The sequence below is a fragment of the Streptomyces sp. NPDC048636 genome (assembly GCF_040650655.1).
Classification (GTDB): Bacteria; Actinomycetota; Actinomycetes; order Streptomycetales; family Streptomycetaceae; genus Streptomyces.
This window is the reverse complement of record NZ_JBEZHR010000007.1, coordinates 302,601-317,407: the sequence shown is the minus strand read 5'-3', so window position 1 is coordinate 317,407 and position 14,807 is coordinate 302,601. Positions and strand designations below refer to the sequence as shown.

Below are 14,807 nucleotides of genomic sequence, written 5' to 3'. Positions count from 1 at the left end.
TTTGTCCAGTACACACAGGGAGCAACCGGAATGGGTTCGGTTCGTGTAGCCATCGTCGGCGTGGGCAACTGCGCCGCCTCGCTGGTGCAGGGCGTCGAGTACTACAAGGACGCCGACCCGGCCGCCCGCGTGCCGGGTCTGATGCACGTGCAGTTCGGCGACTACCACGTCCGTGACGTGGAGTTCGTGGCCGCGTTCGACGTGGACGTGAAGAAGGTCGGCCTGGACCTCGCCGACGCCATCGGCGCCAGTGAGAACAACACCATCAAGATCTGCGACGTGCCGTCCACCGGCGTCACCGTCCAGCGCGGCCACACGCTCGACGGTCTGGGCAAGTACTACCGCCAGACCATCGACGAGTCCGGGGAGACCCCCGTCGACGTGGTGCAGGTCCTCAAGGACAAGCAGGTCGACGTTCTGGTCTGCTACCTGCCCGTGGGCTCCGAGGACGCCGCGAAGTTCTACGCGCAGTGCGCCATCGACGCCAAGGTCGCCTTCGTCAACGCGCTCCCGGTGTTCATCGCCGGCACCAAGGAGTGGGCGGACAAGTTCACCGAGGCCGGTGTGCCGATCGTCGGTGACGACATCAAGTCGCAGGTCGGCGCGACCATCACGCACCGCGTGATGGCCAAGCTGTTCGAGGACCGGGGCGTCATCCTGGACCGCACCATGCAGCTGAACGTCGGCGGCAACATGGACTTCAAGAACATGCTCGAGCGCGAGCGCCTGGAGTCCAAGAAGATCTCCAAGACGCAGGCCGTCACCTCGCAGATCCCCGACCGGGAGCTCGGCGAGAACAACGTCCACATCGGCCCGTCCGACTACGTGGCCTGGCTGGACGACCGCAAGTGGGCCTATGTCCGCCTCGAGGGCCGCGCGTTCGGCGATGTCCCGCTGAACCTGGAGTACAAGCTCGAGGTCTGGGACTCCCCGAACTCCGCGGGTGTCATCATCGACGCGCTGCGCGCTGCGAAGATCGCCAAGGACCGGGGCATCGGCGGTCCGATCCTCTCCGCCTCCTCGTACTTCATGAAGTCGCCTCCCGTGCAGTACTTCGACGACCAGGCCCGGGAGAGCGTGGAGAAGTTCATCAAGGGTGAGGTCGAGCGCTAAGCACCTGCTCGCCGCATGATCACGGGCCTTCGGGTAATACACCCGGAGGCCCGTGTCATGTGTGAAGGTGGCGTCATGCCCGTTGTGCGTGATCTCCGCGTACTGCTGCGATTCCGCGACTTCCGCCGCCTCCTGGCGGTCCGTCTGCTGTCCCAGGCGGCCGACGGGGTCTACCAGGTCTCGCTGGCCACCTATGTGGTCTTCTCCCCCGAGAAGGAGACCTCCGCCGCGGCCATCGCCTCCGCCATGGCGGTACTGCTGCTCCCCTACTCCCTCCTCGGCCCGTTCGCCGGTGTGCTGCTGGATCGCTGGCGCCGTCGGCAGGTACTGCTCTACGGCAATCTGCTGCGCTCCGGGCTGGCCGCCGGAACCGCCGTGCTGGTGCTCGCCCAGGTACCCGACCCGGTCTTCTATGTCTCCGCCCTCTCCGTCACGGCCGTGAACCGCTTTGTGCTGGCGGGGCTCTCGGCCGCGCTGCCGCGGGTGGTGGACACTCCGGAGCGGCTGGTGATGGCCAACTCCCTTTCGCCGACCGCCGGAACGCTGGCGGCCACATTGGGCGGCATGGTGGCCTTTATCGTCCGTCTGTCGGGCCCGGGAGGCTCCTCTTCGGACGCGCTGGTCGTCCTGCTGGGCGCCGTGCTCTACCTCGCCGCGGGACTCTCGGCACTCGTGATGCCGCTCAATCTGCTGGGCCCCGATCCCTCCGTGCTCCAGCCCCGGCTGCGCGCCGCGCTGTTGAGCACCGCACAGGGTCTGGCCGCGGGGGTGCGGCATCTGCTGAAGCGCGCGGATCCCACGCTGGCGCTGGCCGCGATGACACTGATGCGCTTCTGCTACGGCGCGCTCACGGTGATGGTGCTGATGCTCTGCCGCTACGAATGGGCCGGCACCGAGGCCGACGGGCTCGCCCTGCTCGGTCTGGCGCTCGGTGTCTCCGGCGCGGGGTTCTTCATGGCCGCGGTGATCACCCCGTGGGCGGTGGGTCGCCTCAGCGTGGTCGGCGTCCACTCCCGCGCCGATGGTCAGCTCTCCTGGATCATGGTGTGCGCGGCGGCCGCCGCCCTTCTGGAACCGGCGCTGGGACTGCCCTTCGAGCCCGCGCCGATACTCGTCGCCGCGTTCGTTCTCGGACTCACCACCCAGGGGGCGAAGATCGCCACCGACACCATCGTGCAGTCATCGATCGACGATGACTTCCGCGGCCGGATCTTCTCCCTCTATGACGTCCTGTTCAACGTCGCCTTCGTGGGCGCCGCGGGAGTCGCCGCCGTCATGCTGCCGCCTGACGGTGTCTCGTCTCTTCTGGTGGTCTGTGTGGCACTGCTCTACGCGGCCACCGCGGCCCTGGTCTTGTTTCACGTGAAACAAGACCAGGGGGAGGCGGCGAAACAGCGCGATGTTTCACGTGAAACGTAGCCCCGCCGTCGGCGTCAGTCCTGCGGCTGGGCCGCCCACCACTCCTTGAGCGCCTCGACGGCCTGGTCCCGCTCCATGGGACCGTTCTCCAGCCGAAGCTCCAGCAGGTGCTTGTACGCCTTGCCGACCTGCGGACCCGGGGCGATACCGAGGACCTTCATGATCTCGTTGCCGTCCAGGTCCGGGCGGATGGAATCCAGCTCCTCCTGCTCCTGGAGCCGTGCGATGCGCTCCTCGAGCCCGTCATACGCACGGGAGAGCGCCGCCGCCTTGCGCTTGTTGCGTGTGGTGCAGTCCGAACGGGTCAGCTTGTGCAGCCGGTCCAGCAGCGGCCCCGCGTCGCGCACATACCGGCGCACCGCGGAGTCGGTCCACTCTCCCGTGCCGTAGCCGTGGAAGCGCAGATGGAGTTCCACCAGATGGGAGACGTCCTTCACCATCTCGTTGGAGTACTTCAGCTTGATCATCCGCGACTTGGTCATCTTGGCGCCCACCACCTCGTGGTGGTGGAAGGAGACCCGGCCGTCCTTCTCGAACCGGCGTGTCCTCGGCTTGCCGATGTCATGCAGCAGGGCCGCCAGCCGCAGCACCAGATCCGGCCCGTTCTCCTCCAGATCGATGGCCTGCTCCAGCACGGTCAGCGAGTGCTCGTAGACATCCTTGTGCCGGTGATGCTCATCACGCTCCAGCCGTAGCGCCGGGATCTCCGGCAGAACACAGTCGGCAAGCCCGGTGTCGACGAGCAGCCGCAGCCCCTGACGGGGGTGGGCACCGAGGATCAGCTTGTTGAGCTCCTCACGCACCCGCTCCGCCGAGACGATCTCGATACGGCCCGCCATGGACGTCATCGCGGCGACAACGTCGGGGGCGACCTCGAAGCCCAGCTGGGCGGCGAACCGCGCGGCACGCATCATCCGCAGGGGATCGTCCGAGAAGGACTCCTCGGGCGTCCCGGGCGTACGCAGCACCTGTGCGGCCAAGTCTTCCAGACCGTTGTGCGGGTCGATGAACTCCTTCTGCGGGAGTGCCACCGCCATCGCGTTCACGGTGAAGTCCCGGCGGACCAGGTCCTCCTCGATCGAGTCGCCGTAGGACACCTCGGGCTTCCGAGATGTCCGGTCATAGGCTTCTGACCGATACGTCGTGATTTCAATCTGAAAGCTCTGCTGCGCCCCGTTTCCGCTGGGAGCGTCCTTCCGGCAGCCCACCGTGCCGAAGGCGATGCCGACCTCCCAGAGCGCGTCCGCCCAAGGACGGACGATCTTCAGTACGTCGTCGGGGCGGGCGTCCGTGGTGAAGTCCAGGTCATTGCCGAGGCGGCCGAGCAGCGCGTCCCGGACCGAGCCGCCGACGAGAGCCAACCGGAATCCGGCCTGCTCGAAACGGCGGGCGAGGTCGTCGGCGACGGGAGAAACCCTCAGCAGTTCGGCCACGGCACGGCGCTGCACCTGGCTGAGCTCATTGGTCGACTGCGGGGATCGGCTGTCATTGTTGGCGTTCGGCACAACAGCACAGGGTACGTGGCCCCGCGCCCCGGGGCCTCCACGTTGATCGGCGCAACCGATCCCGTAACGATCTTGTGGAGCTCTCCACAGCACTTCGCCACAGCGGGCATCGTTACCATTCCGTGGACGCACATTGCGACGACCACTGACGACCACTGACGATGAGGGACGGGCGAGCGCGTGGCCGATGCGGCAGACCTCCGGGGGAACACTTCCGCTCGTGCCCGTCGATGGCTGCGGCGCACGGCGGCATTCCTGGCCGCCGTACCGGTGCTCGCGGGCGGAACACTCCCCGCGGCGCCCACCGCCCACGCGGCCCCGGCGGAGCACGCGGCCCGGACGGCACTCACGGCCTCCGCGGCGCTCCCCGAGAGCAAGGTCACCCGCTCACGCTCCGTGGACATCGCCATCACCTCGATGACGCCCACCGCGCCGGGGAGGGGCGACACCCTCACGATCAACGCGACCGTCACCAACGGCACCAAGACGGCGATCGCCGCCGCCCATACCGGCATCCATGTGGGTCCCGCCCTCAGCGGCCGCAACGCGATCGACAGCGCCGCCCGGCGCACCGGCTTCAGCCAGGCTCTGGACGGCAGCGAGATCGGCGACAAGTACACCAAGAAGATCGGCGCGCTGGCGCCCGGCGCCAGCCGTGACTTCTCCCTCTCCATACCGGTCGACAAGCTGAACCTCGGCCAGGACGGCGTCTACCAGATCGGTGTCTCCCTCAGCGGACAGACGCGGGACCGGCCCTGGCCGCAGGTGCTGGGGATCCAGCGCACCTTCCTCCCTTGGCAGACCAGCCCGGCCGAGAAGAAGTCCCGGCTCACCTATCTGTGGCCGCTCATCTCCACCACCCATATGACCCCTCGTACGGACAACGACGAGGACCGCACCCGCATCTTCCGTGACGACAGTCTGGTGAAGGAGCTCTCGCCCGGCGGCCGGTTGCAGCAGATGGTGACGCTGGGGAAGAGCCTCCCCATCACCTGGGTGATCGACCCCGACTTGCTCGCCACGGTCGACGCGATGACCAAGGCTTACGAGGTCGAGAACCCCAAGGGCGGGGAGGGCGACACCACACCGGGTCGCGGGCAGGCCGTCGCCAAGCAATGGCTCAACGACCTCCAGAAGGCCGTACAGGACCAGCAGGTGGTCGCGCTGCCCTTCGCCGACCCCGATCTCGCCTCCGTCGCCCACCGAGGCAAGAACTACGGCGCCCTCGGCCACCTCCAGGACGCCACCGAGCTCGCCTCCCTTACCGTGCAGACGGTTCTCGGGGTGAAGCCGCGCACGGACTTCGCCTGGCCGGCGGAGGGAGCGATCGACTCCTCCGTCGTCGATGTCGCCACCTCCGCGGGCGCCCATAACGTCATCACCCGCAGCGACAGCCTCCGGGAGACCGGCGGCCTCTCCTACACCCCGACCGCGGCCCGGCAGATCGGCGGCGGCAACACCGCGGTGGTCGCCGACGCACGGCTGTCCACCGCCTTCACCGGCGATATGTCCACGGCGCAGAACTCCACACTGGCCATCCAGCGGTTCCTGGCCCAGAGCCAGATGATCAACCTCCAGGCGCCGGACAAGCAGCGCAGTGTCGTGGTCGCGCCGCAGCGGATGCCCACCACCAGCCAGGCACAGGCGATGGCGGCGGCCCTGAAGGGCCTCTCCGGGCGGTGGAGCGAACCCCTCGGCCTGGGGCAGGCCGCGAAGGCCAAGCCCGACCCGAGCGCCACCCAGCGGCTGCCCGGCGCCCGTGCGTACCCCCGGGCGCTGCGGAAGCAGGAACTGCCCGCCCCGGCGTTCAAGGAGATCCAGGACACACAGGCGACGCTCGACAGGTTCGAGCGCATCCTCAGCGCGAAGTACCGGGTGGTCACCCCGTTCGGAAACGCGATCACGCGCGACATGTCCAACTCATGGCGCGGTGAGGCCCGGCGCGCGGCCGGATTCCGTCATGACGTGGCGAGCTATCTGTCCGGGCTCACCAAAAAGGTGCGCCTGGTCCCGAAGTCGGACATGACGCTGTCCGGACGGAGCGCCACCATCCCGGTGACCGTGCAGAACAACCTGGTGCAGGGGGTCGAGCTGCGGCTGGTCCTCCGCTCGCAGCAGGGCAACCGGCTGGAGATCAGCGACTCTCAGGTCGTCACCGTCGAGGGCGGCCACAGCCAGTCCGTGAAGTTCGGCACCACGGCAAACGCGAACGGTCCGGTGCGGGTCGTGGCACAGCTGTACACCCCGGACGGCCAGCGCTATGGCAAAGAGGTGGAATTCAAGGTGAATGTCACCGAAATCACCTCAACCGTCATTCTCGTGATCGCGGGCGGCGTCCTCCTGCTGGTCCTCGCCGGTATCCGGATCTACGTCCAGCGCAAGCGGTCCGCCGCCGAAGGCGACGACGAGGGCGACGACGAGGGCGACTCGGAGCCGGACGCCGAAAACGGCGAGGGTGGCGAAGGCCCCGAAGCCGAATCCGCGGAGACCGACCCCTGTGACCCGGCTCACGCTCTTGTGCCCGAGCAGCCGAGTGACCCGGCACCGGACACCGGATCGCAAAGCGCTGGCCCGTCCGGCTCGGGTGAGAAAGTGGAGCATTGAGCAATGCCCGGGCCGGCCGGCCGCAGCGGACGATGAGGTGGGGTAGCGATGAACGCGCCATATGACGGTGATGGCCAAGGGCCGCCACCGCCACAGCCGTCCCCTCATACTCCGCAGGACCCTTACGGCCCGGAGCCACACCAGCGGGATCCGTATCTGGGCGACGCCCAGGCGCCCGGGGCCGACCCCCGCCAGGCGTACGGCCAGACGCACTACACGCAGGACCCGTATCTCCAGGATCCCTACGTCACCGGCACCTACACGCCCTACCCCTACGCGTCCGCTCCGCAGGACACCTACGGCCATGATCCGCTGACCGATCCGCTGTACGACCGGACCGCGCCCGCCGCGCCACCCCAGGGCGGCTATCCGCAGCAGTCCTACCCCCAGCAGGCCGCCGCGCCCCCGGGTCACGACCCGCGAGCCTGGCCGGCCGCGGGGGGACAGGCGCCCGGTGGCTCCCCGCAGCAGCAGTACGCCGACCCCGCGTCCCCCGGATACCCCGGCACGGACGCGGGCGGCGGCTACGGGGCGGGGGAACAGCCGCAGCGGGACGCCTTCGCGCATCTCTACCGCGATCAGCAGCCGTACGAGCCCCGGCGCTCCCAGGGCCATCCGCAGAGCCCTCAGGGCTATCCGCCCGAGCCCTCCCAGGGCCAGGCTCCGGTGCCCGGGCCGGCGCGACCCGAGGCCCCGGCCGAGCCCGGCTTCGGCGCGGCGCCCACCATGGCCGCGCCGGTGATCACCGCGCCCCCTGCCGAGGAGCCCGCCCCCAAGCGCTCCGGCGGCCGTGCGGCGAGCCTGCTCCAGTCCAGCGCGCTGATGGCCGCCGGCACGCTGGTCTCCCGGCTGACCGGCTTCGTCCGGCAGATGGTGATCATCGCGGCGCTCGGCGCGGCGACGCTCGGCGACACCTACGCCGTCGCCTACACCCTGCCGACGATGATCTACATCCTCACCATTGGCGGCGGTCTGAACTCGGTCTTCGTCCCGCAGCTCGTCCGCGCCATGAAGGAGGACGACGACGGCGGCGTCGCCTACGCCAACCGCCTGCTCACCCTGGTGATGGTGGTCCTCGGCGTCCTGGTCACCATCGCCGTGTTCGCGGCCCCGCTGCTGGTGCGGATGATGTCGGCCGACATCGCCGACAATCCCCCGGCCAACGAGGTCGCGGTCACCTTCGCCCGCTACTGCCTGCCCACGATCTTCTTCATGGGCGTCCATGTGGTCGTCGGGCAGATCCTCAACGCCCGCGGCCGCTTCGGCGCCATGATGTGGACCCCGGTCCTGAACAACATCGTCATAATCTTCACCTTCGGCCTGTTCATCTACGTGTTCGGCACCGCCAGCAGCTCGAAGATGGAGGTCAGGACCATCACGCCGGAGGGCATCCAGCTACTCGGCATGGGCACCCTCCTCGGGCTGGTCGTCCAGGCGCTCGCGATGTTCCCCTATCTGCGCGCCTCGGGCTTCCGGTTCCGGCCGCGGTTCGACTGGCGCGGCCACGGCCTCGGCAAGGCCGCCCGGCTGGCCAAGTGGACCGTCATGTTCGTCCTCGCCAACCAGGTGGGCGTCGTGGTGGTGACCCAGCTGGCCACCTGGGCCGGTTCCAAGGCCGACAACCAGGGCTTCCCCGGCACCGGCTACCTCGGCTACTCCAGCGCACAGCTCATCTGGGGCATGCCCCAGGCGATCATCACCGTCTCGGTGATGGCCGCGCTGCTGCCCCGGATCTCCCGCGCGGCCGCCGACGGGGACGCGGGCGCGGTCCGCGATGACATCTCGCAGGGCCTGCGCACCTCCGCAGTCGCCATCGTGCCCATCTCGTTCGCGTTCGTCGCGCTCGGCATCCCCATGTGCACGCTGCTGTTCGGCGCCTCCGGCACCGAGGCGGCCCAGTCCATGGGGTACATGCTGATGGCCTTCGGCCTCGGTCTGATCCCCTTCTCGGTGCAGTACGTGGTCCTCCGCGGCTTCTACGCCTACGAGGACACCCGCACCCCCTTCTACAACACGGTGATCATCGCCGCGGTGAACGCCGCCGCCTCCGCCCTGTGCTTCGTGGTACTGCCCGCCCGCTGGGCCGTCGTCGGAATGGCCGCCTCCTATGGGCTGGCCTACACGATCGGCGTAGGCGTGGCGTGGAAGCGTCTACGCGTCCGTCTGGGCGGCGATCTGGACGGGCGCCATGTCGTACGCACCTACACCCGTCTCGTGGGCGCCAGCGTCCCCGCCGCCCTGCTCGGCGGCGGTGCGGCCTACACCATCGCCCAGTCGCTCGGCTCCGGCCTGACGGGTTCCGTAGCGTCCTTGGCGGGCGGCGGTCTCGTTCTTATCGCGGTCTTCTACATTGCTGCGAAACGGATGCGGATCGAAGAGCTGACGGCCATGGTCGGTATGGTGCGCGGACGACTCGGTCGCTGATCATTGAGCACAACCATCGGCCGCCATCGCGTGTCGTGCATAGCGGCGGACTGTGGGCACAATTGTCTTGGCTCGGACCAGGCGCAATGGATGGGGAGGCAGGAACGACGGTGGCGGAACGGAGCACGGCTGCCGTCGACGTGGCCGACAGCGGTGATGAGGAGCCGCTGACCGCCGAGGCGGGCAAGGCCACGGCCGACGGGGCGGGGACGGAAGAGAAGGCCGGCAAGGACACGGAGGCCGCGGGCACCCGGGAGACGGGAGCCGCGGCCGACGCGAACCCGCCCGAATTGCACAGCGGTCATAAACTCGCCAGACGCTACCGTCTGGAGGAGTGCGTCACCCGTCTGGACGGATTCAGCAGTTGGCGTGCCGTGGACGAGAAACTGCGCCGCGCCGTCGGTGTGCACGTCCTCCCGGCCGACCATCCGAGGGCCCGTCCGGTCCTCGCCGCCGCCCGTTCGGCGGCTCTCCTGGGCGACCCCCGCTTCGTCCAGGTCCTCGACGCGGTCGAGGAGAACGACCTCGTCTACGTCGTCCACGAGTGGCTTCCCGACGCCACGGAGCTCACGGCCGTGCTGGCCGCCGGGCCACTGGAGCCGCACGACGCCTACCAGTTGGTCAGCCAGGTCTCCCAGGCGATGGCCGCCGCGCACCGCGAGGGGCTGGCCCATCTGCGCCTCAACCCCGGTTCGGTGCTGCGCACGGAGTCCGGTCAGTACCGGATCCGCGGGCTGGCCGTGATGGCCGCCCTGCGCGGCATCAGCGCCGACCACCCCCAGCGCACCGACACCGTGGCGATCGGCGCCCTGCTGTATGCCGGGCTCACCCAGCGCTGGCCCTACGAGAAGGACGCCTACGGGCTCTCCGGGCTGCCCAAGGGCGTCGGACTGATCGCCCCCGACCAGGTCCGCGCCGGAGTCCACCGCGGTCTGTCCGAGCTCGCGATGCGCGCTCTGGTCAACGACGGTGCCACCGCCTCCCGCCAGGACCAGCCGTGCACCACTCCCGAGGAGTTGGCCAAGGCCGTCTCGGCGATGCCGCGCATCCGGCCGCCCGAGCCCGCCTTCAGGCCCACTCCGGCCTACCAGCGCACCACGTACCAGCAGGGCGCCTACGGCCAGCCGCCGACGCGTGGCGGCTCCTCGCGCACCCCCTCGCCCGCTCCCGTGCCTCCGCCGCCCCCGTTGCAGACCCGCACCGGCAAGGCGCTCAAGTGGGCCGTCTCCGCGCTTCTGATCGCGGCCCTCGGCCTGGGCAGCTGGCAGCTCGCCGACACCCTCCTGAAGGACGAGAACAAGCCGGATCCGGGCAAGTCCACCAGTGAGAAGGACGACGACAAGCCGCGGAAGGTTGCCGGTAAGCCGATCAAGATTCAGAACGCTTTGGAACTCGGCGGCCGGATGGCTCCGCAAGACGCACCGCAGGCCGCGGACGGCGATACCAACACCGCCTGGGTGACCAAGGAGTTCTACGGCTACGCCAACTTCGGCAACCTGCCCAAATACGAGGACGGAAGCGGCATCATCGTCGACCTCGGCAGCGTCAAGAAAGTCACCGACGTCGATGTCGACTTCCACCGTCCCGGCCACAAGGCCGAGATCCTGGCCGCCGGCGCGGACACTGCGGACCCGAGCGCCCTCAGCGCCTTCTCCCAGAAGATCGCGCCTCTGAAGAACCAGGGGAGTCGGCTCTCCGTCTCACTCGACAAGCCGGTACGGACGCGATACGTACTGGTCCACATCACCGAGCTACCGGTCAGCAGCCCGGATCGCTACCGTGGCGGCATCTCGGAGATCAAGGTCAAGGGCTGACTCCCGTCAGCCGGCCACGAGGGGAGGAGGCTCGACGTTGGACGCCACCATCGGCGAGGCAAGCGACGCCGAGCTCCTTGCCCGGCATGTGAAGGGCGATCCGGACGCCTTCGGCGAGATAGTCCGGCGCCACCGCGACAGACTCTGGGCGGTGGCGCTGCGCACCCTCGGCGACCGTGAGGAAGCCGCCGACGCGGTCCAGGACGCGCTCGTCTCCGCCTACCGTGCCGCCCACACCTTCCGCGGGCAGTCCGCCGTCACCACCTGGCTCCACCGGATCACGGTCAACGCCTGTCTGGACCGGGCCCGTAAGACCGCCTCCCGCCGTACCTCCCCGGTAGCCGACACCGACCGGCTGGAGCAGCTCCTCGAACCGCACGAGTCGGCCGCCGCCCCCGCCGAACGGGGCGATCTCCATCGTGAGCTCCTCCAGGCACTGCGCACCCTTCCCGCCGAGCAGCGCGCCGCACTCGTCCTCGTCGACATGCAGGGATATCCCGTCGCGGAGGCGGCGAAGGTCCTGGACGTCCCCACCGGTACGGTGAAAAGCCGCTGCGCACGGGGACGGGCACGGCTCCTCCCACTGCTGTCGCATCTCCACCCCAATGGGAGGGGTAGTACCTCTTCGGGCGGGGGAAGGAACCGGACGCAGGGGACGTCCGTCCCACCGACGGCAGGACCGAATGACACAGATGCCGTGAAGGGCGGAGGTGGGCGAGCGTGACATCCTCGACGGACACGGACGAGCACCCGGACGTCGCGGAGATCTCCGCACTCACCGAGGGACTGCTCTCGCCGTCCAGGACCGTCGATGTGCGCACTCACCTCGCGGGCTGTGCGCTGTGTGCCGACGTCCGGTCCTCGCTCGACGAGATCCGCTCACTGCTCGGCACCCTCCCGGGGCCGGTGCAGATGCCCGCCGATGTCGCGGGTCGCATCGACGCCGCTCTCGCCGCCGAAGCGCTCCTGGACGCGACCGCACCCGAGACCTCCGAGAGCCGCACGGACGTTTCACGTGAAACTCCGGAGACCTCGCCCCAGCGCGTTTCACGTGAAACGACCGACGACACCGAGCGCGCGGCGGACGCGCCCAAGCCGTCCGTGCCCGCGGACCGGCCCGCCGGACGGCCGCGGGGTGCCACCGGGCCGGGACGAGACTCCTCCCGCCCCGGCATCCGGTCCGGCCGTGCCCGACGCTGGCCCAGGGTCCTTCTCGGCTCCGCGTGCGCCGCGGCCGTCATCGGTCTGGGCACCTTCTTCGTCCAGGAAGCCACCTCGGGCGGCGACGCCGACGCTCCCAGCGCCAAGCGGAACGCGACGGAGCACCAGGACACCGTGTCGGCCGGGACCCTCAAGGACCGGGTCCACGCGATGCTCACCGACCGTAAGACCGCCACATCGCCCGGTGTCACCTCCAAGGGCACTCCCGATGTGCCGCTCCGTGCGGAGGATCCCAAGGTCCCGCCCTGCGTCCAGAAGGGCATCGACCGTCCGGAGCCGGCGCTCGCCGCACAGCAGGACACCTACGACGGCAAGGCGGCCTACATCGTCGTGCTGCCGCACCCCTCGGACAGCAAGCGCGTGGACGCCTTTGTGATCGACGCGTCCTGTGTCTCGTCCTCCCCGTCCTCCGCCGGGAAGCTCCTGGAGACGCGCACCTACCCGCGGGGCTGAGCTGAGGCACGGCGCACACGGGCCCCGCCTGACGTCACCCGGGAATGCCGGACCCGTAGGATCCGTTGGGTGGGGTGGCAGCGTCTTTCGGGGGAAACCCGGGGCCGCCACCCAGTCAGCAGTGGCAGTCGGTAGAGACAAGGAAGACATCCGTGAGCGACGTCCGCAACGTGATCATCATCGGATCCGGGCCCGCCGGCTATACGGCCGCGCTCTACACCGCCCGCGCTTCCTTGAAGCCGCTGGTCTTCGAAGGCTCCGTGACGGCCGGTGGTGCTCTGATGAACACCACCGACGTGGAGAACTTCCCCGGATTCCGGGACGGGATCATGGGCCCGGACCTCATGGACAACATGCGGGCCCAGGCTGAGCGCTTCGGTGCCGAACTCGTCCCGGACGACGTGGTCGCGGTCGACCTCAGCGAGGACATCAAGACCGTCACCGATTCGGCGGGCACGATCCACCGCGCCAAGACGATCATCGTCACCACCGGCTCCCAGCACCGCAAGCTGGGTCTGCCGCGGGAGGACGAGCTCTCCGGCCGCGGTGTGTCCTGGTGCGCCACCTGTGACGGGTTCTTCTTCAAGGACCAGGACATCGTGGTCATCGGCGGCGGCGACACCGCGATGGAGGAGGCGACCTTCCTGTCGCGCTTCGCCAAGTCGGTCACCGTCGTCCACCGCCGGGACACCCTCCGCGCCAGCAAGGCGATGCAGGAGCGCGCCTTCGCCGACCCGAAGATCTCGTTCATCTGGGACAGCGAGATCACCGAGATCCACGGTGACGGCAAGCTCTCGGGGCTGACCCTCCGGGACGTCAAGACGGGCGAGAGCTCCGAGCTGCCGGTGACCGGTCTGTTCATCGCGATCGGCCATGACCCGCGCACCGAGCTGTTCAAGGGCCAGCTGAACCTGGACGACGAGGGCTACCTCAAGGTGGACGCGCCTTCGACCCGGACGAATCTCACCGGTGTCTTCGCCGCGGGCGATGTCGTGGACCACACCTACCGCCAGGCGATCACCGCGGCGGGCACCGGCTGTGCCGCCGCTCTCGACGCCGAGCGGTACCTCGCAGCCCGGGGCGATGGCGACGCCACCGTCTGACTCCGCTTCCCACCCCTGCACCAACCCACTAAGGAGATAGCCATGGCCGGTGCCACGGTCACCGTGACGGACGCCGACTTCGAGGAGACCGTCCTCAAGAGCGACAAGCCGGTACTCGTCGACTTCTGGGCCGCCTGGTGCGGTCCGTGCCGCCAGATCGCCCCCTCCCTCGAGGCGATCGCGGCCGAGCACGCCGACAAGATCGTCATCGCCAAGCTCAACATTGACGAGAACCCGGCCACCGCCGCCAAGTACGGCGTGATGTCCATCCCGACGCTCAATGTCTACCAGGGCGGCGAGGTCGCCAAGACCATCGTCGGCGCCAAGCCGAAGGCCGCGATCGAGCGCGATCTGGCCGACTTCATCGGCTGAGCCCAACAGCCACCCATACGAAGGGGCCGCCCAAGAGGGCGGCCCCTTCGTGTTTCACGTGGAACGCTCACAGCGGACGGAGTGCCGGCTCCTTCTGGACCGCACCGAGCAACCGGTCCAAAGCGAGCTCGACGTCTTCCTTCCAAGAGATCGTCGTTCTCAGCTCGAGTCTCAGCCGTGGATACCGATGATGGGGGCGGACGGTCTTGAAACCGACGGCCAGCAGATGGTCGGCGGGGAGTACACACGCCGGTTCCTTCCAGGTGGCGTCACCGAACGCCTCGATCGCCTTGAACCCCCGGCGGATCAGATCCTTCGCGACCGTCTGCACCATCACCCGGCCCAGTCCCTGCCCCTGATAGCCGGGCATCAGCCAGGCCGTGATCAGCTGCACCGCATCGGCCGCGACCGGGCTCGTCGGAAAGGCCGTGGACCGCGGGACATACGCGGGAGGCGCGTAGAGCACAAAGCCCACCGGCACCTCATCGACATAGACCACCCGACCGCAGGACCCCCACTCCAGCAGAACGGCCGAGATCCACGCTTCCTTCTCCAGCTCCGGCCGTCCGGCCCTTACCGCGGCTTCGCCGCTGACGGGGTCGAGCTCCCAGAAGACACAGGCGCGACAGCGCTTGGGGATGTCCGGGAGGTTGTCCAGCGTGAGCGGTACGAGCCGACGCCCCATGAAGCCAGTCCCTCACTTCCATGGCCAGCCGCGGCACGGGCGGCTGACAGAGCACTTCGCTCCCTGAGCAGACTGCCGACAAAACCGCCGACAG

At 68.9% G+C, this 14,807-nt stretch carries 11 protein-coding genes; 9 read left to right on the top strand and 2 right to left on the bottom strand.

All coding sequences use genetic code 11. From position 1 onward, the window contains the following. The first annotated feature begins 30 nt into the window (after positions 1 to 30). Together AB0C66_RS21520 and AB0C66_RS21515 are read left to right on the top strand one after the other, a co-directional pair. On the top strand, positions 31 to 1,113 hold the full coding sequence (locus tag AB0C66_RS21520; RefSeq protein ID WP_362440718.1) for an inositol-3-phosphate synthase: 1,083 nt from the start codon (positions 31 to 33) through the stop codon (positions 1,111 to 1,113). 75 nt (positions 1,114 to 1,188) lie between these two features. Beyond that, on the top strand, positions 1,189 to 2,532 hold the full coding sequence (locus AB0C66_RS21515) for an MFS transporter (RefSeq protein WP_362440715.1): 1,344 nt from the start codon (positions 1,189 to 1,191) through the stop codon (positions 2,530 to 2,532). A 14-nt stretch (positions 2,533 to 2,546) separates the two neighbouring features. Here the strand turns inward: AB0C66_RS21515 and AB0C66_RS21510 are convergent, their stop codons facing one another. After that, positions 2,547 to 4,037 (bottom strand): CCA tRNA nucleotidyltransferase, encoded by a 1,491-nt coding sequence (locus AB0C66_RS21510; RefSeq protein ID WP_362440713.1) that lies wholly within the window; start codon positions 4,035 to 4,037, stop codon positions 2,547 to 2,549. A gap of 180 nt (positions 4,038 to 4,217) precedes the next feature. On the opposite strand from AB0C66_RS21510, the gene AB0C66_RS21505 reads away from it, so the two are divergent. From AB0C66_RS21505 to trxA, 7 genes are all read left to right on the top strand, one after another. Next, positions 4,218 to 6,641: a DUF6049 family protein gene (locus AB0C66_RS21505; RefSeq protein ID WP_362440710.1), complete on the top strand. Its 2,424-nt coding sequence runs from the start codon at positions 4,218 to 4,220 to the stop codon at positions 6,639 to 6,641. Positions 6,642 to 6,689: 48 nt separating this feature from the next. Then, entirely contained in the window at positions 6,690 to 9,065 is a 2,376-nt protein-coding gene (gene murJ, locus AB0C66_RS21500) for a murein biosynthesis integral membrane protein MurJ (RefSeq protein WP_362440708.1), read from the top strand. Positions 9,066 to 9,175: 110 nt separating this feature from the next. After that, a complete protein-coding gene (locus tag AB0C66_RS21495; protein ID WP_362440706.1) occupies positions 9,176 to 10,879 on the top strand; it encodes a protein kinase family protein in 1,704 nt (567 codons plus the stop codon). A gap of 37 nt (positions 10,880 to 10,916) precedes the next feature. Continuing rightward, positions 10,917 to 11,603 (top strand): RNA polymerase sigma factor SigM, encoded by a 687-nt coding sequence (gene sigM / locus AB0C66_RS21490; RefSeq protein ID WP_362440704.1) that lies wholly within the window; start codon positions 10,917 to 10,919, stop codon positions 11,601 to 11,603. After that, complete coding sequence (locus AB0C66_RS21485; RefSeq protein ID WP_362440702.1) at positions 11,600 to 12,553, top strand: hypothetical protein; 954 nt, start codon at positions 11,600 to 11,602, stop codon at positions 12,551 to 12,553. The genes sigM and AB0C66_RS21485 overlap by 4 nt, the downstream gene beginning before the upstream one ends. A gap of 152 nt (positions 12,554 to 12,705) precedes the next feature. Next, positions 12,706 to 13,656: a thioredoxin-disulfide reductase gene (gene trxB / locus AB0C66_RS21480; RefSeq protein ID WP_362440700.1), complete on the top strand. Its 951-nt coding sequence runs from the start codon at positions 12,706 to 12,708 to the stop codon at positions 13,654 to 13,656. Positions 13,657 to 13,698: 42 nt separating this feature from the next. After that, positions 13,699 to 14,028, top strand: a complete 330-nt coding sequence (gene trxA / locus AB0C66_RS21475) for a thioredoxin (protein ID WP_009716492.1) — start codon at positions 13,699 to 13,701, stop codon at positions 14,026 to 14,028. 67 nt (positions 14,029 to 14,095) lie between these two features. Here trxA and AB0C66_RS21470 read toward each other — a convergent pair whose 3' ends face one another. Next, positions 14,096 to 14,713, bottom strand: coding sequence for a GNAT family N-acetyltransferase (locus tag AB0C66_RS21470; protein WP_362440697.1), 618 nt, complete (start codon positions 14,711 to 14,713; stop codon positions 14,096 to 14,098). Positions 14,714 to 14,807 lie beyond the last annotated feature (94 nt).